The organism is Kitasatospora sp. NPDC001175 (genome assembly GCF_053598215.1).
The window spans coordinates 28,360-47,360 of sequence record NZ_JBSFJU010000024.1 but is presented as its reverse complement, the minus strand read 5'-3'; the positions used below and the strand labels follow the sequence as shown (position 1 = coordinate 47,360).

The 19,001-nt window shown below is 71.6% G+C and carries 15 protein-coding genes; 4 read left to right on the top strand and 11 right to left on the bottom strand.

The genetic code is table 11. The annotated features are described in order from the left end of the window. The first annotated feature begins 301 nt into the window (after nt 1-301). On the top strand, nt 302-1,264 hold the full coding sequence (locus ACWDAK_RS19160) for a phosphatase PAP2 family protein (protein WP_427393669.1): 963 nt from the start codon (nt 302-304) through the stop codon (nt 1,262-1,264). Between the two features lie 70 nt (nt 1,265-1,334). Here the strand turns inward: ACWDAK_RS19160 and ACWDAK_RS19155 are convergent, their stop codons facing one another. Both ACWDAK_RS19155 and ACWDAK_RS19150 read right to left on the bottom strand, forming a co-directional pair. Further along, nucleotides 1,335-4,367 carry a bifunctional [glutamine synthetase] adenylyltransferase/[glutamine synthetase]-adenylyl-L-tyrosine phosphorylase gene (locus tag ACWDAK_RS19155; RefSeq protein ID WP_427393668.1) on the bottom strand — a complete coding sequence of 1,011 codons (3,033 nt, stop codon included), beginning with the start codon at nt 4,365-4,367 and terminating at the stop codon, nt 1,335-1,337. A gap of 248 nt (nt 4,368-4,615) precedes the next feature. Beyond that, nucleotides 4,616-5,206, bottom strand: coding sequence for a hypothetical protein (locus ACWDAK_RS19150; RefSeq protein ID WP_427393667.1), 591 nt, complete (start codon nt 5,204-5,206; stop codon nt 4,616-4,618). Here ACWDAK_RS19150 and ACWDAK_RS19145 point away from each other — a divergent pair. Continuing rightward, a complete protein-coding gene (locus tag ACWDAK_RS19145; RefSeq protein WP_427393666.1) occupies nt 5,196-6,068 on the top strand; it encodes a glycosyltransferase family 2 protein in 873 nt (290 codons plus the stop codon). The two genes, ACWDAK_RS19150 and ACWDAK_RS19145, sit on opposite strands and share 11 nt — an antisense overlap. 23 nt (nt 6,069-6,091) lie before the next feature. Here ACWDAK_RS19145 and ACWDAK_RS19140 read toward each other — a convergent pair whose 3' ends face one another. The 6 genes from ACWDAK_RS19140 to ACWDAK_RS19115 form a co-directional block, all read right to left on the bottom strand. After that, nucleotides 6,092-6,271, bottom strand: a complete 180-nt coding sequence (locus ACWDAK_RS19140) for a DegT/DnrJ/EryC1/StrS family aminotransferase (protein ID WP_344634191.1) — start codon at nt 6,269-6,271, stop codon at nt 6,092-6,094. A 370-nt stretch (nt 6,272-6,641) separates the two neighbouring features. After that, nucleotides 6,642-7,775, bottom strand: coding sequence for an FAD-dependent monooxygenase (locus tag ACWDAK_RS19135; RefSeq protein ID WP_427393665.1), 1,134 nt, complete (start codon nt 7,773-7,775; stop codon nt 6,642-6,644). A 44-nt stretch (nt 7,776-7,819) separates the two neighbouring features. Beyond that, nucleotides 7,820-8,404: a GTP-binding protein gene (locus ACWDAK_RS19130; RefSeq protein WP_344634193.1), complete on the bottom strand. Its 585-nt coding sequence runs from the start codon at nt 8,402-8,404 to the stop codon at nt 7,820-7,822. 20 nt (nt 8,405-8,424) lie between these two features. Next, complete coding sequence (locus tag ACWDAK_RS19125) at nt 8,425-8,787, bottom strand: DUF742 domain-containing protein (protein ID WP_344634409.1); 363 nt, start codon at nt 8,785-8,787, stop codon at nt 8,425-8,427. Nucleotides 8,788-8,834: 47 nt separating this feature from the next. After that, entirely contained in the window at nt 8,835-9,272 is a 438-nt protein-coding gene (locus tag ACWDAK_RS19120) for a roadblock/LC7 domain-containing protein (protein ID WP_344634194.1), read from the bottom strand. Next, nucleotides 9,269-12,235 carry a sensor histidine kinase gene (locus ACWDAK_RS19115; protein ID WP_427393664.1) on the bottom strand — a complete coding sequence of 989 codons (2,967 nt, stop codon included), beginning with the start codon at nt 12,233-12,235 and terminating at the stop codon, nt 9,269-9,271. Before ACWDAK_RS19115 ends, ACWDAK_RS19120 begins: the two co-directional genes overlap by 4 nt. Nucleotides 12,236-13,119: 884 nt before the next feature. On the opposite strand from ACWDAK_RS19115, the gene ACWDAK_RS19110 reads away from it, so the two are divergent. Next, on the top strand, nt 13,120-13,392 hold the full coding sequence (locus ACWDAK_RS19110) for a hypothetical protein (RefSeq protein ID WP_427393663.1): 273 nt from the start codon (nt 13,120-13,122) through the stop codon (nt 13,390-13,392). Between the two features lie 104 nt (nt 13,393-13,496). On the opposite strand, the gene glnA is transcribed toward ACWDAK_RS19110, so the two are convergent. Further along, nucleotides 13,497-14,858: a type I glutamate--ammonia ligase gene (gene glnA / locus ACWDAK_RS19105; RefSeq protein ID WP_344634197.1), complete on the bottom strand. Its 1,362-nt coding sequence runs from the start codon at nt 14,856-14,858 to the stop codon at nt 13,497-13,499. Between the two features lie 230 nt (nt 14,859-15,088). On the opposite strand from glnA, the gene ACWDAK_RS19100 reads away from it, so the two are divergent. Beyond that, a complete protein-coding gene (locus ACWDAK_RS19100) occupies nt 15,089-16,840 on the top strand; it encodes an NAD+ synthase (protein WP_344634198.1) in 1,752 nt (583 codons plus the stop codon). A gap of 142 nt (nt 16,841-16,982) precedes the next feature. Here the strand turns inward: ACWDAK_RS19100 and ACWDAK_RS19095 are convergent, their stop codons facing one another. Further along, nucleotides 16,983-18,038 carry an endonuclease/exonuclease/phosphatase family protein gene (locus ACWDAK_RS19095; RefSeq protein ID WP_344634199.1) on the bottom strand — a complete coding sequence of 352 codons (1,056 nt, stop codon included), beginning with the start codon at nt 18,036-18,038 and terminating at the stop codon, nt 16,983-16,985. A gap of 120 nt (nt 18,039-18,158) precedes the next feature. Next, nucleotides 18,159-18,860 carry a TetR/AcrR family transcriptional regulator gene (locus ACWDAK_RS19090; RefSeq protein ID WP_344634200.1) on the bottom strand — a complete coding sequence of 234 codons (702 nt, stop codon included), beginning with the start codon at nt 18,858-18,860 and terminating at the stop codon, nt 18,159-18,161. Nucleotides 18,861-19,001: the final 141 nt, after the last annotated feature.

Here is a 19,001-nt window from a genome sequence, read left to right as displayed (position 1 = left end):
AGGCCCGCGTGCGGGGACGGTGGCCCGTCGCGCCTGACAGCCGACGGGCCTCCCCCGCCCCACTCCCCGGCCCTCCCCCGAGGCCTCCTCGCCCTGCTTCCGGGTGCCTCCTCGCCTGCTCCCCCAGGGCCTCTTCCGCTACCCGGGGGGCGGGTCGCAGGGTCGTTCGGGTGCGAGTCACAATGGACCCCATGCCCACCTCCGGTACCCACCCCCTACCCCCTCGGGGGGACAGCTGGTGAAGAATCCACTACCGCAGGATGAGCAGACGACCACAGGACGTCTGGCAGACTTCTCGTCCATGGGGGAACCGACCGAGATCCGTACAGCCGGCATCGAACACGCCGAGGCGGCCAGTGGTGCAGGTTCCGTCGATGGCGCGGTCCCTTCGGTTCCGACGCCGGACGGAGCCTCCCGCGCCGCCCGGACGCGAAGCGCCGCGCTCCGCCTTCGCATCCACGAGCAGCGCCGGAATCCGTCGCGTCCCCGGGTCTTCTTCGAGCTGGCGCTGATCGGCCTCAGCTACTGGATCTACTCCCTGGTCCGCAACGCCGTCCCCGAGCAGGAGGCGGTCGCGCAGAAGCACGCGAGCTGGATCTGGCACTTCGAGCAGCACCTCGGCATCGCGGTCGAGCACTCGATCAACCACGCCGTGAACTCGGTCACCTGGCTCATCGTCGGGATGAACTACTACTACGCGACGCTGCACTTCATCATCACCATCGGCGTGCTGGTGTGGCTGTACCGCTCGCATCCGGGCCGCTACGCGGCGGCGCGGAGCGTACTGTTCGTCACCACCGGTATCGCGCTGGTCGGGTTCTACTTCTTCCCGCTCGCCCCGCCCCGGCTGATGGACGGCGGCGGCTTCATCGACACCGTCAAGGTGCACCAAACCTGGGGCTCGATGGCCTCCGGGGCCGGAGCCCACGTCTCCAACCAGTACGCGGCGATGCCCTCGATGCACATCGGCTGGTCGATGTGGTGCGGGCTGGCGATCTTCTTCCTGGCCAGGCCGCTCTGGGTCCGGCTGCTCGGCCTGCTCTATCCGCTGACCACGCTGATGGTGATCGTCTCGACCGCCAACCACTTCTGGATGGACGCGGTCTGCGGCGAGATCTGCCTGGCCGTCGGCTTCCTCGCCGCCCGGCTGATCTACCACCAGTGGGCCTACCGGCTCCCCCGCACTCCGCACGAGCCCGCGCCCGACGAGCCGGTCACCGTCCCCGCCCAGTGGACGGCACCGGTCGGCGCCTCGCGCCGCTGACGCACGGACCTCGGACAGCACACCGTCCGGGGGTGAGGGGACTCCCCCTCACCCCCGGACGGTTTCGTTCTCACGGGCCGTAGAACAGCTTCTCCACGACCGAGCGGGCCCGCCGCGTCGTACGGCGGTAGTCGTCGACCATCTCCCCCGTGTGCCCCGAGCCGTAGCCGAGGTAACGGGCCACCCCGGCCAGTTCTCGGCCGTCGACGGGGAAGCTGTCCCCCGCCCGGCCGCGGACCAGCATGACGGCGCCGCGCACCCGCGAGGCCAGCACCCAGGCCGCGTCGAGCACCGCCGCGTCCCGCCCGGCGACCAGCCCGGCCGCGGCCGCGGCCGCCAGCGCCTGCCGGGTCCGCGTGGTCCGCAGTTCCGGCAGCTCGTGCCCGTGCTGCAGCTGGAGCAGTTGCACCGTCCACTCCACGTCCGCCAGCCCGCCCCGCCCGATCTTGGTGTGGGTGGTCGGGTCGGCACCGCGCGGCAGACGTTCGGACTCGATCCTGGCCTTGATCCGCCGGATCTCCAGCAGGTCCTTCTCGGGTACGCCCGTCCCGGGGTAGCGCAGCGAGTCGATCAGCCGCTGGAAACTCGCCCCCAGCTCCAGGTCGCCCGCGACCGGCTCGGCCCGCAGCAGCGCCTGGCTCTCCCAGGCGTGCGACCAGCGCCGGTAGTAGGCCTCGTACGAGGCGAGGGTGCGCACCAGCGGACCGGTGCGGCCCTCTGGCCGCAGGTCGGCGTCGACCAGCAGCGGGGGCTCGGTGGAAGGGGCGGCGAGCAGGGTGCGCAGCCGGTGGCAGACGGCCTGGGCGGCCCGGGCGGCGTCGTGCTCCAGGACGTCGAGCAGCGGGTCGTGGACGAACAGCACGTCCGCGTCGGAGCCGTAGCCGAGTTCGTGCCCGCCGAAGCGGCCCATGGCGATCACCGCCAGCCGGGTGGGCAGCTCCCCGTGCTCGGACTCCCACTCGGCGACGCATGCGCGGAGCGCACCCTGCAGGGTGGCGGCGTTCAGCGCAGTCAGCGCCTCCCCGGCGGCGTCCACTGCCTCGCCCGGGTCGTCCGAGAACCGCCCGAGCACATCGGCGGCGGCGGTCCGGAACAGTTCCCGCCGCCGGACCGACCGGGCGGAGGCGACCCCGGCCTCGGCGTCGGCGGCCCGGCCGACTCCGGCCAGCACCTCCGACTCCAGCGCGGCCCGTCCACGCGGAACGAGCCCCTGGGGATCGCCGAGCATGGCGACCGCCTCGGGGGCGCGCAGCAGCAGGTCCGGGGCGAGCCGCCCGGCGGAGAGCACCCGGGCGAGCTGCTCGGCCGCGCCGCTCTCGTCCCGCAGCAGCCGCAGGTACCAGGGGGTGCGGCCGAGTGCGTCGGAGACCTGGCGGAAGTTGAGCAGGCCGGCGTCCGGGTCGGCGGAGTCGGCGAACCAGCCCAGCAGCACGGGCAGCAGGGTGCGCTGGATGGCGGCCTTGCGGCTGACCCCGGCGGCCAGCGCGGTGAGGTGGCGCAGCGCGGTGGTGGGGTCGGCGTAGCCGAGGGCGGCCAGCCGGGCCTTGGCGGCCTCGGGGCTGAGCCGGGCGGCTTCGGCGGGTAGTTCGGCGACGGCGTCCAGCAGCGGCCGGTAGAACAGCTTCTCGTGCAGCCGGCGCACCTCGACCGTGTGGCGCTTCCACTCGCGTTGCAGCGCGGCGACCGGGTCGGCGCGGGTGTCGTCGTTGATCAGGTGGGCGAGCGAGCGGGCCAGCCGGCGCAGGTCGCGCTCGTCGGTGGGCATCAGATGGGTGCGGCGCAGCCGGTACAGCTGGATGCGGTGCTCCAGTGCGCGCAGGAACCGGTAGGCGGTGTCCAGCGAGACGGCGTCGGCCCGGCCGACGTAGCCGCCGGCGCTGAGGGCGGCCAGGGCCTCCAGGGTGTTGCCGCTGCGCAGGCCGTCGTCGGTGCGGCCGTGCACCAGCTGCAGCAGTTGGACGGCGAACTCCACGTCGCGCAGGCCGCCGGGGCCGAGCTTGAGCTGCCGGTCCAGCTCTGTGGCGGGAATGGAGTCGAGCACCCTGCGGCGCATCTGCTGGACGTCGGCGACGAAGTTCTCCCGCCCGGCGGCCTGCCAGACCAGCGGTGCGGTGGCCGCGGCGTAGGCGGCGCCGAGTTCGGTGTCCCCGGCGACCGGGCGGGCCTTGAGCAGGGCCTGGAACTCCCAGGTCTTGGCCCAGCGCTGGTAGTAGGCGAGGTGGCTGGCCAGGGTGCGGACCAGTGGCCCGTTGCGGCCCTCGGGGCGGAGGTTGGCGTCCACCGGCCAGATGCTGCCCTCGCCGGTGGTGTCGGAGCACAGCCGCATCATCCGGGCGGCGAGCCTGGTGGCGGCCTGCAGCGCCCGGTGCTCGTCCACTCCCTCACGGGGGTCGGCAACGAAGATCACGTCCACGTCGGAGACGTAGTTGAGCTCGCGGCCGCCGCACTTGCCCATCCCGATCACGGCGAGCCGGCAGGCCCGGGCGGCCTGCGGGTCCTCCTCGGCTGCGATGTCCAGCGCGGTCTGCAGGGTCGCCCCGGCCAGGTCGGCGAGTTCGGCGCTGGCCTGCGGCAGGTCGGTGGTGCGGCTGAGGTCGCGGGCGGCGATGGCGAGCAGGCAGCGGCGGTAGGCGGTGCGCAGGGCGTCGGCCCGGCCGGCGCCGTTCGCGGCGCCGCTCCGCCAGACGCGGTCGGAGAGTTGGCGCAGGAAGTCCTGCGGGCCCGGATGGATGTCACGCAGCTCGAAGGTGACCAGCGCGTGCCAGTCGCGGGGGTGGCGGGCCAGGTGGTCGCCGAGCGCGGCGGAGGCACCGAGTACGCCGAGCAGGCGGTCGCGCAGCGGCTTTGAGCCGGTGAGGGTGTCCCGCAGGGTGTGCCGCTCGGGCTCGTCCAGGGCCTCCAGCAGGCGGGCGAGTCCCAGCAGCGCGAGGTCGGGGTCGGGCGCGGCACCGAGCGCGTCCAGCAGTACCGGGTCAGCCGCCAGGCCGTTCAGGGCCGGCTCCGCGAGCAGCCTCACGGCCACCTCGGGATCGGTGAACCCCCGCCGCACCAGCCTGGTCTCCAGGCGACTGGTCCGGCTCCCGGCCCGTCCTTCCACTGCCATCGCCCCTCCAGCTGCCGACCCTGCTGGAAGCGTACGTGTCCGGTGCCGACCACGACAGGACCGCCATGCAACGGCTCCGTCCCGGTGGCACGGGAAGCCACCGGGACGGAGCCGGTCGTGCGGAGGACCTTGCCCGGCCTCGGTCAGTGCCAGGTCGCCTCGCTCGTGGTGTGGTGGGCCCCCGGGGAATCTCCGGGCCCATTCCGCCCGGTGCACCCCAGCGCGTGCCGGCTCGCGAACCGCATCGATCATCTCGGACAACTCGGCTTGCTGGGCCTGCTGTTGGGCTTCGCACTCCGCGCACGACCGTTTCCGCCGAACGCCGAGACGGTGTTGAGGGTCAAGTTGCGGGAGTGAGGGTCGTATCGGGAATCGGGCGCGCCGGCCACGGTGTCGAGGTTGCTGGTGAGCCAGTGTGCGGCGCGTTTGCCGTGACCCGGATCGTCACGGTCGTGAAGGCGTCGGCTGTCATGCCGGGCTGCGGCAGCGGCGAGAGCCAAGGCGTGATCGTGGCCGAGACCGTGATGCCGGGCGAGCAACTGGATCAGGAGGCTGGCACGGGCGTTGTGTCGGGCGCCGTCGATGGAGTCGATCACGGCCGGGCTGGCGAACCAGGAGTCGTCGGGCGCCAGCCGGGCAGGGCAGTGTGGCATCGTGGCCGGAACACGCGGGCCGACGGGCCGGTTGCCGGCGATCCAGGTCAGGGTGCGCTGGTCCATGTACTGGTGGTCCGGGAGCTGTCCGGTCTCGGCGAGTACGTGCAGCGGCACGTCCTCGGTTTCCGGTGTCGGCGAGATCATGAAGGGTTCCTCGATGGGGTCGGGTGCGATGGGCGTCACGCTGGGCGTGGTGGTGCTGACGATGGGCGACCGGCAGAAGGAGCTGCGTGTGCTCCTGGAGTCGGTGGCGGCCCAGGAAGGCGAGAGCGTCAAGGCCGTGGTGCTCGGGCAGGGGGTGAAGCTCCCGGAGCTGCCGGCGTGGGTGGACACCGTGGAACTGCCGGAGAACCTCGGTATTCCCGGTGGCCGGAACGCCGGTGTGCAGCGACTGCGCGAACTCGGCGGTGCCGACGTCCTGGTGGTCCTGGATGACGACGGCCTGCTTCCCCGGGCCGACACCTTCCAGCTGATCCGGGAGGCGTTCGAGCAGGACCCGCGCCTTGGGGTGGTGAGCTTCCGGATCGCGGACGAGACAGGGTTCACTCAGCGTCGGCACGTTCCTCGCTTCGGCGCCTCGGACCCACTGCTGTCGGGTGAGGTGACCACCTTCCTGGGGGGCGGCCACGCCATCCGCATGAGCGTGATCGACCAGGTCGGCGACTTCCCGGCACCGTTCTTCTACGCGCATGAGGAGACGGACTTCGCCTGGCGCGCGCTCGACGCCGGGTGGGACATCCACTACCGGGCCGACATGGTGCTCCAGCACCCGCGCACCGACCCGGCCCGTCACGCCACCTACTACCGGATGACGGCGCGGAACCGGGTGTGGCTGGCGAAGCGTCACCTGCCCGCCGTCCTGGTGCCGATCTACCTCACCTCCTGGGCGCTGTACACGTTGGTTCGCCGTCCCCCGCTGTCGGGGCTCAAGGCGTGGTGGTCCGGGTTCTTCGAGGGTGTGCGGACGCCCTGTCCCCCGCGCCGTCCGATGCGGTGGAGCACCGTGTGGCGGATGACGCGACTGGGCCGGCCGCCGGTGATCTGACAGTCGGCCCAGCACGCCGGGGATCAGGACCAGATGGCGTGGATCGCGTCGATGACGCGCTGCACGTCGGCGCTGGTCATCGCCGGGTAGCAGGGCAGGGACAGCTGCCGGGCCGCGATCTGCTCGGTGACGGGCAGGTGGCAGCCCAGGTCTCGGCGATGTCGCCGATGGTGTGGTTCTCCTGGTCGCTGCCGACGTTCCACGCCCGGGTCAGGTTGCTCTGCAGGACGCCGGCGAGAACTGCGCCGACGTCGCCGACGTGTACGAGGGGCCGTCGCTGCGAGCCGCCGTTGAGCGGGATGCGCCCGGTGACGACGGCACGCGACGCCATGAAGTTGGCTACGGAGTCCAGACGCTGGCGGGGCGACGAGCCATTTACGGCAGGCGAGGAATCCCCGGCGCCCCCGAACTCGCTCGACGAGCTGCCGAACTCGCCTCCTTGTAGCACCAGTTGGCATCAGGCGTGCGCGTTCAACGTAGCCGACACCTTCAATCCCGACACGCGACTTACCTGATGGAGGCACGTGCAGTCGCAGCCTAGGTTGACCTTCCAGGACGCTCGCGAGTACCCCGTCAGTACGGCTGAACCAGCACGTGGGCCGCGCCCGGCACGCCGACCTTGAGGAGCTCGTCCTCCTCCGGGGTGGTGGGGGCGCCGGTCTCCTGCTTGAGCACCGCACGCGACATGTTCTGCACCCACATGGCCCGCGGCCGCCGCCGCTCCTCCCAGGCGGCCAGCGCGGCCGGCACCCCGTCCACCGCGTCCAGCGACTGCGCGAGCACCAGGGCGTCCTCGACCGCCATCGCCGCCCCCTGCGCGAGGTGCGGGGTGGAGGCGTGCGCGGCGTCACCGGCCAGCACCACCCGGCCGACGTGCCAAGGCGCGTCCACGGTCACCTGGGAGATCCGCGAGTACACCACGGCGCGCGGGTCGGTCACCTGGGCGAGTGCCTCGGCGACCGGTCCGCCGAAGCCGGCAAGCCGCTCGGCGAGCTGCTCGTGGGCGCGTTCCGGGTCCGACCTGAAGCCCTCGGCCTCGGCGGACACCGCGCCCAGGTACATGAGTTCACCGGTGATCGGGGTGAGCAGCGCCTTCGCCGCCGGGTTGCCGGTGCTCATCACCACGCCCCGCACCTCGGGCTGCCGGGGCACGGTGACCCGCCAGTTGGCGAAGCCGGTGTACTCGGGGCGGAACCGCTCCCCGTACAGGCGGCGGCGCAGCGGCGAGCCGATGCCGTCGAAGCCGGCCACCAAGTCCCAGCGGCCCTTCGAGCCGTCGGAGAGAACGGCGTCCACGCCCGAGCCGTCGTCGGCCAGTTCGGCGATGGTGGTGCCGAAGCGGATCCGGACACCCGTCTCGGCGGCGGCCCGGCCGAGCACCCCGGCGAGCGCGGGCCGCGGTATCCCGTTGTTCGCGGGGACACCGCCCATCCGGGGCTGCGGGATCCCGGCCAGGGTGTTCCCGGCCGGGTCGCAGACGGTCAGCACCTCCCACTCGAAGCCGGCCTCCAGGCACTGCTCCAGCACACCGAGCTCCCGCATCACGTGCAGCGCGTTGGACGGCTGGACGATGCCGACGCCGAGCGCGTCCAACTCCGCCCGCAGCTCGGCGACTTCGACAGTGTGCCCGCGGCGGGCCAGCGCGATGGCGAGGCTGAGCCCGCCGATGCCGCCGCCGTGGACCAGAACACGCAGGGATGATGCCATCTCGGGCGCCTCCAGGGGGTGTTGCCGAGGGCCGGGTCGAGGGGTCAGCCCGCCGGTACGGGCTCGACCTCGGCCGGCAGGCTCATCAAGTGGTCGACCAGGGCCAGCAGCGCGTCCCGCCCGAACGGCCGCTCCCGGACGTCGCCGACCAGCAGCGGGACCTGCGGGTCGAGGTCCAGCGCATCCCTGATCTCGGCCGCGCTACGGGTGTTCTGGCCGTGGAAGCAGTTGATCGCGACCACGAACGGGATGCCCCGGCTCTCGAAGAAGTCGATCGAGGCGAAACTGCTCTCCAGCCGGCGGGTGTCGGCGATGACCACCCCACCGAGTGCGCCGTTGACCAGGTCGTTCCACATGAACCAGAAGCGCTCCTGGCCGGGGGTGCCGAAGAGGTAGACCACCAGCTCCGAACTGACCGTGATCCGGCCGAAGTCCAGCGCGACGGTGGTGGTGTCCTTCTGGTCGACCCCGGCCAGGTCGTCCACGCCGATGCTGGCCCGGGTCAGGTACTCCTCGGTGCGCAGCGGCGCGACCTCGCTGACCGCGCCCACCATGGTGGTCTTGCCGACGCCGAAACCCCCGGCGATCAGGATCTTGACGGCGGCGGGAGCCGCCTGACTGCTCGTCATTTCGCTGTCATCCCACTGTCTCAGAGTCTCCGGAGTCCTTCACGGACGGCGGCCAGCAGGCCGAGGTCGGGGCCGCCCGCGGCCCGCGCCACCGACAGCGGGGCGCGGGCCAGCAGCAGGCCCTGGGCGACCAGATCCGCCAGCAGGATCTTGGTCACCGACACCGGCAGGTCGAGCTCCGCGGCGACCTCGGCGACCGCGCTCGGGTGGCCGCAGAAGGCGAGGATCGCCCGGTGCTCGGGCTGGAGCGCGCGCCGCCCGGGCCGTAATGGCACACCGTGCTCGTCCCTGGGGTCCTGCACGGTCGTCAGCACGGTGATCAGGCTGAAGTCGTCACGCTCGGGCGCGGTGCGGCCCCGGGTGATGGTGTACGGGCGGACCATGCTGCCCGCACTGTCCTCCTCGGCGTCCTCCTCCTCCCAGTACGGGGTCACCCGCGCTGCCCGCCTCGGGCGCCGAAGGCGTCGAACTCGCTCCGGACCGGGGTACCGAGCTTCTGGCCGACCTGCTGCACCAGGTTGTGCATGGCCAGCGACATCACCTCGGCGTCCACCTCCTGCGAGGCGACCACGGCCAGGTGGGTGCCCTGCCCCGCGGCGATGATGAACAGCCAGAGGTCGGCGAGCTCCACGATCACCTGGTGCACCGAGCCGCCGTCGAAGAGCTGGCCGACACCCCGCGCCAGGCTCTGCTGCCCGGTCGCGACCGCGGCCAGCCGCTCGGCGTCGGAGCGATCGATGGTGCGGGAGTGGCTCACCACCAGGCCGTCGTCGGAGAGCAGCACGGCATTTCTGGTCCCGGCCACCGAGTCCACCAGGCCGTCGAGCAGCCAGTCGAGATCCTGGTGGGTGGCGGTAGTGCGAGTCATGACCGGTCTTCCGTCGTAGGGATGGGAGTGGTGTTCCACGGGTCGGTGGATTGCGGCTCACCGGCCCCGGTCCGGTACTCCCACTCGGGGAGGACCGGCTGCTGCTGTCCGGGCGGTACGGACTGCCCCGGCTGTACCGCGCCCTCGCGGGCGGCCCGGGACCGCCGCTGGAACGCACCGATGGCTGCTCCGGCCCGTCGAGGGGCCGGCCGGAGCAACGGGTTCTCGTCCCAGCGCGGCGGCTTCGGCGCGGCGGCCTGCGGCGCCGGGTTGACCCTGAGCTCGTCCACCAGGCTGGCCTGCCGGATCCGGCGCGGCAGCGGCGGCTCCGCGGAGGGGGTGCTCGGACCCGACGGGACCATGGTGTCCCTCGGCCCGGGCTGCTCGTCCGCGGTGTCCACGGCGATGTCCGACTCGCGCCCGGCCGGCCGCTCCCGCACTTCGGCCGGCGGCTGCCACGCCTGCGGCATGTCCTGCAGAGCGGCCTGCGGTGCCGCGTGCCAGGAGGACTCGGGGTCGGGGTACACCTCGGTCGGGTGCCCGTCCGGCCCGCGCAGTTCGTACGAGCCGTACTCCTGGTGCGGCTCGTACGCCGACTGGGCCCCGTACACCTCGTGCTGCCCGTGCTCCTCGCGCCCGCCGAACGCCCCGTGCCCGCCGAACACCTCGTGCTCCTCGCGCCCGCCGAACGCCCCGTGCCCGCCGAACACCTCGTGCTCCTCGCGCCCGCCGAACGCCTCGTGCATGCCATGACCGCCGTGCGACTCGTACGTCTCGTCCACCGGACCCGGCTCCTGCGCCGGGCCGAAAGCGTCCGCCACGACCCGAAGCGGCTCCACCATCGGAGCGAGCGGTTCGGCCAGCGGACCGGAGGGCTCCGTCGCCACAGCGACCGGCTCGATCAGCGGACCGGAGGGCTCCACCGCCGGACCGACCGGCTCGATCAGCGGCGTGACCCCGGCCAGGGCCCGGCCGCGCTTGCGGGTCGGCAACCCCTCGGTGGCCGGCTGCGGCACCGCGACCGGACGAGCCGGGCCGTCGGGGGCGATCAGCTCATCGGGGATCAGCACGACCGCCCTGGTTCCGCCGAAGGCCGAGGGCCGGAACTCCACCCGCAGCCCGTGCTGGGCCGCGAGCCGGGCGATCACGAAGAAGCCGAGCCGGATGTCGTCGGCGCGGGCGAGCACGTCGGTCCGGGGCGGACGGCCCATCAGCTGGTTGGCCTCGGCGAGCTGCGCCTCGTCCATGCCCAGGCCGCGGTCCTCAACCTCGATCACCGTGCCCCGGCTGACCCGGGCGGCCCGGACCTCGACCGGGCTCGGCGGCCGGGAGAAGCTGAGCGCGTTCTCGATCAGCTCGGCCAGGATGTGCGCCACCGGGCCGACGGCACGCTCGGAGAGCCAGGGACTGCCGTCGACGTCCAGGATCACCCGGCGGTAGTCCTGCACCTCGCCCTGGGCCGAGCGCATCACGTCCAGCAGCGGGACGGGCTTGCGCCAGCGCCGGTGCGGGGTACCGCCGGCCAGGATGACCAGGTTCTCCTCGTAGCGGCGCAGACGGGCGGTGAGGTGGTCGAGGTCGAAGAGGCCGTCCAGCACCTCCGGGTCCTCGTGCTTGCGCTCCAACTCGTCCAGCCTCTTGAGCTGTTGGCCGATCAGCAGCTGGGTTCGGCGGGCGATGCGCTGGAGCAGCCGCTCGAACCCGCGGTGCTGCTCGGCCTGCCGCACGGCCGCGGTGAGGGCGCTGGACCGGGCCAGGTTCAACGCCGCGCCGAGCTGGGCGAGTTCGTCATTGACGCCGCTGCGGTCGTCCCGCGCGATACCGCGGGCCTCGGTCTCGACGTCGATCTGCTCGCCCTGGCCGAGGCGTTCGACCACCTCCGGCAGCTTGCTTCCCAGTTCCTCGGCCTGCTCCTGGAGTTCACCGATCCGGTGGCGAAGCGTACGGGTGAGGCGCCAGGTGGTCAGGATCACCGCGATGACCGCGACCAGGCCGACCACGGCGGTGAGCACGACCCTGATCAGCAGGGACATGATCTCGCTCTTGCCGGTGGACACCACCGTGTCGGTACTGCGCTCCACCAGGTCGACCAGCTTGGGGTTCAGGTCGTCCATCGCCTGGCGCCACTTCTTCTGGTCCGCGGCGATCTGCTGCTGGCTGGCGCCGATCGGGACGGACCCGTTGCTGTCCGCCGCGGCGGGACGCAGCAGGTCCTTCTCCACCTCGGTCTTGGCCTGCCAGGCCGGGCTCTCGATGATCTGCTTCGCCATCGCCTGCTCGTTGGTCGGCAGGTAGGGCGCGACCTTGATGACGAACTGGAAGGACTGGTCGGAGATGGACTGCACCAGGCCCTGGTAGTCCTGCGCCCCCAGCTTCCCGGTGGGCCAGGCCTGGGCCAGCAGCGCATCCGAGCGGGAGATCATCTCCTTGGACCAGAACAGGTCGACCAGCGGCTGGGAGACCGTGGCGACCTTGCCGTTGTCCACATGGCTGAGCGTGGTGAAGAGCTTGAGGTCGACTGCGATCAGCTGGGTGTAGTAGCGGTACACCGCTGCCTGCTGCGCCTCGCCGCCCTGGTCCACCAGCAGGCGCTCGGCGGACAGTTGGGTCATCGCCCGCCGGGCCTCGGCGAGCGCGGCGCGCACCTCGGTGGGCGCGCCGTCGGTGGCGACCGAGGACAGCTCCTGGAAGGTGCGGATCGCGTCGTCGGTCTGCTTGCGCTGCTTGACCAGCGCGTCGGTGGCGCCCGCGTGGGCACCGAGGGCCTCGGCGCTGAGCCGCCGTTCCTCCTGCAGGTTGTAGTAGACGATGTTGGACGGCTGGCCCGCCTTCTGGGCCAGCAGCCCCTGGGCAGCCTGCCGTTGGAAGTCCAGCAGGGTCTGACCGCTGGTCACCGCCCAGAGGGCGGCCAGGGCCAAGCCGGGTACGACTGCCAGCACGAGCAGGGCCGTCCTGAGGGACATCCTGGTCGAGCGGATCCGCCGGTTCGCGCGCGTGCGCAGGGCATGCTCCTTGGAGACGGCACCAGCCGTTCACGACTGGTCAGATCTGGTAAGAACATTGACGGGTGGATACTAGTCATGTCCATAACTCCTGGGAAAACCCAGTCACTTATTGATCATCCATCACCTTCTGGTCATCTGTCAGTTGGATCCCGAGACACCAGCCGGCCACCTCCCCTTCACCTAGGCCGACCTGCGGCGATCCAACCCAACCTCAGCCCACTGGTTGGGCGCTGACGCATCGGGCCACCTTCCTCCTCGCCCCCTCCAGCTCCGCCCCCACCTGGACCCGTGCCGACACCCCGACCCCGGCGCCCCTCACCGCCTCAAGTGCACACCCGATCTGACGCAACATCATTCACTTCCGCGCGCACCAGCCCCGTTCAGGACGACTGCTCCCCATCGGCTCTCACGCATGTTCCGCTCACTCGGCCTGCTCGGCCCTTCGGCCCGACGCTGCGGCCCGCGGGCACCGCGGACATCGATCCGGCGGCGCGGCCGGCTGCTGGACTACCTGCCGCCGACCCGCACCCCGCAGTTCCTGGCAGCCCTGGGGAGCGCCGGGACGGCGGAGCGGGCCCGAACGCGCTCCCGGCACGGCGGCCGCGCCCGGGAGGTCCCTGCGCGGCCCGTCCGTCCGGTTCACCCGTTCGGCGCACTGCGCAGGCGGACGGCCGTGAGGGGTCCTAGATTTTCACAGAAGGCGTGTTCGGCGCCGAGCCGATCGGAACGACCGGCGGCAACTCGTCCGACCACCGGTGTGCTTGCTCGCCGTCGTCCTCTCGGCCCGCGGTCCGACACGACCCTGGACCGGGTGACCCGATCGAGAGAGCAGGTGAGTCCCCGTGCATCCATCGCCGCGAATCGTCAGTACTCTCGCCGCCCTGACCCTCACCCTGGGCGGCACCGTCATCGCCGCACCGGCCGCCCACGCGGATCTGGGGGACTGTACGGCGTACCTCCAGGACCAGGGCGTCGAACTCACCGACTCCATCCGGACGGCGTGCTACTACGGCCTGGTGGGCAGCCACGACATGTGTGTCAACGCGATGACGCAGGCCGCTGCCTCGGACCCGGTCGCGACCGAGGCGTGTCGCCGGGCCCCCGTGTCCTCGTAACAGTCCGCGCACGCCCGGACACACGACGACGGCCCCAGGCCGGCGGATCACCACCACCGACCCAGGGCCGCAACCTGCCTGCGGGGCGCCCTGCCGACCTGCGGCTACAGCACCTGCAGGTTCTTCCGCAGCTCGAACGGGGTGACCTCGGAGCGGTACTCCTCCCACTCCTGCCGTTTGTTGCGCAGGAAGAAGTCGAAGACGTGCTCACCGAGGGTCTCGGCGACCAGTTCGCTGCGCTGCATGAGGTCGATGGCCTCGCCGAGGTTCTGCGGCATGGGCTGGATGCCCATGGCGCGGCGCTCGGCATCGGAGAGGGCCCAGACGTCGTCGTCGGCGCCGGGCGGGAGCTCGTAGCCCTCCTCGATGCCCTTGAGGCCGGCGGCGAGGGTGACGGCGTAGGCGAGGTAGGGGTTGCAGCCGGTGTCGAGCGAGCGGACCTCGACCCGGGTGGAGCCCTGCTTGCCCGGCTTGTACATCGGCACGCGGATCAGGGCCGAACGGTTGTTGTGGCCCCAGCAGATGTACGAGGGGGCCTCGCCGCCGGCGCCCGCGGTGCGCTGCGAGCCGCCCCAGATCCGCTTGTAGGAGTTGACCCACTGGTTGGTGACGGCGGCGGTCTCGGCGGCGTGCTTCAGCAGGCCGGCGATGAAGGAGCGGCCCACCTTGGAGAGCTGGTACTCGGCGCCGGACTCGTGGAAGGCGTTGCGGTCGCCCTCGAAGAGGGAGACGTGGGTGTGCATGCCGGAGCCGGGGTGGTCGGAGAACGGCTTGGGCATGAAGCTGGCGTGCACGCCCTGCTCCAGCGCGACCTCCTTCATGACCAGGCGGAAGGTCATGATGTTGTCGGCGGTGGAAAGCGCGTCGGCGTAGCGCAGGTCGATCTCCTGCTGGCCGGGGGCGCCCTCGTGATGGGAGAACTCCACCGAGATGCCCATCGACTCCAGCATGGTGATCGCCTGGCGGCGGAAGTCGTGGCCGACGCCGCGCGGGGTGTGGTCGAAGTAGCCGGACTGGTCGGCGGGGATCGGCGGGGTGCCGTCGCCGGGCAGGTTCTTCAGCAGGAAGAACTCGATCTCCGGGTGGGTGTAGAAGGTGAAGCCCTGGTCGGAGGCCTTCTCCAGGGTGCGCTTGAGTACGAAGCGCGGGTCGGCGAAGGAGGGCGAGCCGTCCGGCATCAGGATGTCGCAGAACATCCGCGCGGTGCCCGGGGTCTCCGAGCGCCACGGCAGTATCTGGAAGGTGGTCGGATCCGGCTTCGCGATCATGTCGGACTCGTACACCCGGGCGAATCCCTCGATGGCCGAGCCGTCGAAGCCGATGCCCTCCTCGAAGGCCTGCTCCAGTTCGGCGGGCGCCACTGCGACCGACTTCAGGAACCCGAGCACGTCGGTGAACCACAGCCGGACAAAACGGATGTCACGCTCTTCGAGCGTGCGAAGCACGAACTCCTGCTGCTTGCCCATGGGGACAGTCTCACCTCTGCTCTTTACGTTCGTGTTACGCACGGAAGCACGCGAAAGCGACCGGCGGGAGCGGCTCACGGAGCGGCTGCCCCCATCATGGCGGATCCGCACCGACTTGCCGACCCCTGGCCCCACCCCGGCAGCCGCGCAGGCCAGGGGTGGGGCGGGCGCGCGATGGGTGGACGCACCCGCCCGCGACATAACGTCAGTTAGACGATTACACTCTTTTCATGCCCAATCTCCGTCTCGCCCTGAGCCAGATCGACCCCTGGGTCGGTGACATCTCACGCAACGCCGATGAGGTGGTGCGCTGGACCAAGCAGGCCGCCGAGGCGGGCGCCCAACTGGTCGCCTTCCCCGAACTGATGCTGACCGGATACCCCGTCGAGGACCTCGCGCTGCGCCGCTCCTTCGTCGAGGCGTCCAGGACCGCGCTCGTCGAGCTGGCCGAGCGGCTGGCCACCGAGGGCCTGGGCGAGTTGCCGGTGGTGCTCGGCTACCTCGGCCGTTCCGAGCGGGACGTGCCGCGGTCGGGCCGCCCGGCCGGGTCGCCGCAGAACTGCGCGGCCGTGCTGCACCGCGGCAAGGTGGTGAACCGTTTCGCCAAGCACTACCTGCCCAACTACGGCGTCTTCGACGAGTACCGCTACTTCGTCCCCGGCAACCAGCTCTCCGTGCTGCGCCTGCACGGCGTGGATGTCGCGCTGGCCATCTGCGAGGACATCTGGCAGGACGGCGGCCGGGTCACCGCCGCCCGCGAGGCCGGCGCCGGGCTGCTGCTGTCGATCAACGGCTCGCCGTACGAGCACAACAAGGACGACATCCGCCTGGAGCTGGTCACCCGCCGGGCCGCCGAGGCGGGCTGCCCGCTGGTCTACCTCAACATGGTCGGCGCCCAGGATGAGCTGATCTTCGACGGTGACTCGCTGGTGGTCGACGCCGATGGCGAAGTGCTGGTCCGGGGCCCGAAGTTCGAGGAGAGCCTGCTGATCCTCGACCTGGACCTACCCGCCGCCGCCGACCCGACCGACGGGCTGCTGCTCAGCGACGGCCTCCAGCTGGTCCGCACCGACCTCGGCGGCGAGGCGCTGCCCGCCCCCGCCGAGCCCGTCAGCCCGGGCATCGCCCCTCAGGTGAGCGACGAGGCGGAGATCTACCAGGCGCTGGTCACCGGCACCCGGGCGTACGTCCGCAAGAACGGATTCAAGTCCGTGCTGATCGGACTCTCCGGCGGTATCGACTCCGCACTGGTCGCCGCCATCGCGGTGGACGCCATCGGCGCCGAGAACGTGCACTGCGTCTCCATGCCCAGCCGCTACTCCTCGCAGCACTCCCGCGACGACGCCGCCGAGCTGGCCAGGCGCACCGGCCTCAACTTCCGCACCGTCTCCATCGCCCCGATGTTCGACGCCTACATGGAGTCGCTCGGCTTGACCGGCTTGGCCGAGGAGAACCTGCAGTCCCGGCTGCGCGGCACCCTGCTGATGGCGCTCTCCAACCAGGAGGGCCACATCGTGCTGGCCCCCGGTAACAAGAGCGAGCTCGCCGTCGGCTACTCCACCCTCTACGGCGACTCGGTCGGCGCGTACGGGCCGATCAAGGACGTCTACAAGTCGCTGATCTTCCGGCTCGCCGTCTGGCGCAACGAGGAGGCCGTCCGGCGCGGTGAGACCCCGCCGATCCCGGAGAACACCATCTCCAAGCCGCCGTCCGCCGAGCTGCGCCCCGACCAGGTCGACACCGACTCGCTGCCGGACTACGACCTGCTGGACACCGTCCTCGACCTGTACGTCGAGGGCGACCAGGGTCGCGACACCATCGTCGCCGCAGGTTTCGACCCCGAGGTGGTGGACCGGGTGGTGCGGCTGGTCGACACCGCCGAGTACAAGCGCCGCCAGTACCCGCCGGGCCCCAAGATCTCCGCAAAGGGCTTCGGCCGGGACCGCCGGCTGCCCATCACCAACCGCTGGCGCCGCGGCTGACGGATCGCCAATCAGCCGTCCCCGCAGTGCAGTTGTCGACAGCACTGCGGGACTCTGGCCTCGATACCGGCAGGGTGCGGCCGTACCGGCAGGAAGCGGATCGGTACCCGCAGGACGCGGATCGGTACCCGCAGGACGCGGCTCAGTACCGGTAGGACGCGGCGATGGCGCGGTGATCGCTGCCGTCGGCGGGCAGGGTCCACGAGGCGGTGGGCCTGAGGCCGCCCTTGCTCATGATCTGATCGATCCGGGCCATCGGGAAGGTCGACGGCCAGCTGAAGCCGAAGCCGTCCCCGGCGGCCCCCTGGGCGGAGCGCATCTGCGAGGTGATCGGGGCCAGGCTGCGGTCGTTCATGGTGCCGTTCAGATCGCCGAGCAGCAGCACCTTCTTCAGGCCGTCGCGCTCGATGGCGTCGCCCAGCGCCTGCGCGCTGACGTCGCGCTGCTCCGCGGTGAAACCCCGGTCGAACTTGACCCGCACCGAGGGCAGATGCGCGACGTACACCCCGAGCGGGCCCCGCGGTGTGGCCACGGTGGCGCGGAAGGCCCTGACCCAGCCGATCCTGATGTCCACCTGGGAGACGCCGCTCAGCGGGTACTTCGACCAGAGGCCGACGGTGCCCTCCACCGCGTGGTAGGGGTAGGTGGCCGCCAGCCCCGCCTGGTACGTCGGAACGGCCTGCGCGGCCAGTTCCTCCAGGGCGACGATCTGCGCACCGGAGCCGTTGAGCAGCCGGACGGTGCCGGCCGGATCCCGGTTGCCCGCCGCCACGTTGTGGGTGAGGACGGTGAAGTCGCCCTTGCCGCTGCTCTTGTCGAAGAGCAGTCCACCGAACAGGTTGAACCAGACGATCACGGGCAGCAGCACCGCCACCAGCGCGGCCACCGAGCGCCGCCACACGGCCACGGTCAACAGCAGCGGCAGGGTCAGCCCCGCCCAGGGCAGGAAGGTCTCCAGCAGGCTGCCGAGGTTGCCGACGGAGTTGGGCACCGAGGAGTGCAGCGCGAGCAGCCCGGCGAGGAGTACGGCGAGCACGGCGGTGATCCAGCCGCGCCGCCCGGCCGGACGCCAGCCGCGGCACCAGCCGCGGAACCGCGAGCGGAACCCGGCGCCGGCGCTTCCCTGGGCGGTGGCACCCGCAGGGGTGGGGGCGTCCCCGCCGTCCTCGGCTGCCAATACCCCGTCCAGCTGCGCCATGCCCTGATCCTCCGTACCGTCCCCGCCTGACCGAGCTGATGCCGCTTTAGTGGGATTCTCGGATCAGCCTATGCCTGGACAGACGCCGCTATCGTCGCGGGGGGTTGCGGCGCGCAGCTCTCAGTGAGATTCGCCACCGGAGGGGGCCGCCGCGGCCGGGGCGGCGGTCGGTGCGGGAGCGGCGATGCCGTTGAGGACGGCGTCGACCAGTTGCTCGGCCAGGGCGGGGTCGTCCAGCGGCGCGTCCTCCCAGAAGACGGTGCGCAGCAGGATCGGCCCCATCACCACCTCGGAGAGCAGGTCGGTGTCCAGGTCGGAGCGGATCACCCCTTCGGCGACGCCGCGCCGGACCACCTGGCGGACCAGTTCGCGGCGGGGCTCGATCACCTGCTCCTGGTACATCGAGCGCAGTTCGGGCCAGTTGTTCAGCTGGCCGAGGGCGGTCTTCAGCACCCAGCGCGAGCGCTTGGCCAGACCCCGGCGGCGCATGAACTCCATCATCGCCAGGAGCTCCTCGCGCACCGTGCCGCCGATGAGCTGCGGCTCGGGGGCCTCCAGTCGGGCGACCACATCGACCAGCAGCGCCTCCTTGTTGGGCCAGCGCCGGTAGATGGTGGCCTTGCCGACACCCGCAGCCGCGGCGATCCCCTCGATCGAGAGGTCGGCCAGGCCCGCCCCCTCCTCCATCAGCCGCTCGATCGCGGCGACGATCGCCTGCTCCGCCGCCTCGCTGCGCGGGCGGCCCCGCCGCCGGGCGCACGGCTCGGCAGCGGGGCAGTGGGACTCGGCCGGGGACGCCGGGGCCGTGGTGTCGATCTGCATGGCCTTATTCTCCACAGCCGCTCGAAGCCTTCCGTCTCTCCACCGCGGTCAGCGGCCGCGGTGCCCATCGTTCCCCTGCCAGGACCGGTACCGCGGCCCCCGTTCCGGCCGGCCGGCCGTCCCTCCCCGTCGCCCGGCCCG

Coding starts and splice junctions, on each gene's coding strand:
- ACWDAK_RS19160 (WP_427393669.1), top strand. CDS start 302: ATGGGGGAACCGACCGAGATCCGTACAGCCGGCATCGAACACGCCGAG.
- ACWDAK_RS19155 (WP_427393668.1), bottom strand. CDS start 4,367: ATGGCAGTGGAAGGACGGGCCGGGAGCCGGACCAGTCGCCTGGAGACC.
- ACWDAK_RS19145 (WP_427393666.1), top strand. CDS start 5,196: ATGGGCGTCACGCTGGGCGTGGTGGTGCTGACGATGGGCGACCGGCAG.
- ACWDAK_RS19135 (WP_427393665.1), bottom strand. CDS start 7,775: ATGGCATCATCCCTGCGTGTTCTGGTCCACGGCGGCGGCATCGGCGGG.
- ACWDAK_RS19130 (WP_344634193.1), bottom strand. CDS start 8,404: ATGACGAGCAGTCAGGCGGCTCCCGCCGCCGTCAAGATCCTGATCGCC.
- ACWDAK_RS19125 (WP_344634409.1), bottom strand. CDS start 8,787: ATGGTCCGCCCGTACACCATCACCCGGGGCCGCACCGCGCCCGAGCGT.
- ACWDAK_RS19120 (WP_344634194.1), bottom strand. CDS start 9,272: ATGACTCGCACTACCGCCACCCACCAGGATCTCGACTGGCTGCTCGAC.
- ACWDAK_RS19115 (WP_427393664.1), bottom strand. CDS start 12,235: ATGTCCCTCAGGACGGCCCTGCTCGTGCTGGCAGTCGTACCCGGCTTG.
- glnA (WP_344634197.1), bottom strand. CDS start 14,858: ATGGGCAAGCAGCAGGAGTTCGTGCTTCGCACGCTCGAAGAGCGTGAC.
- ACWDAK_RS19100 (WP_344634198.1), top strand. CDS start 15,089: ATGCCCAATCTCCGTCTCGCCCTGAGCCAGATCGACCCCTGGGTCGGT.
- ACWDAK_RS19095 (WP_344634199.1), bottom strand. CDS start 18,038: ATGGCGCAGCTGGACGGGGTATTGGCAGCCGAGGACGGCGGGGACGCC.
- ACWDAK_RS19090 (WP_344634200.1), bottom strand. CDS start 18,860: ATGCAGATCGACACCACGGCCCCGGCGTCCCCGGCCGAGTCCCACTGC.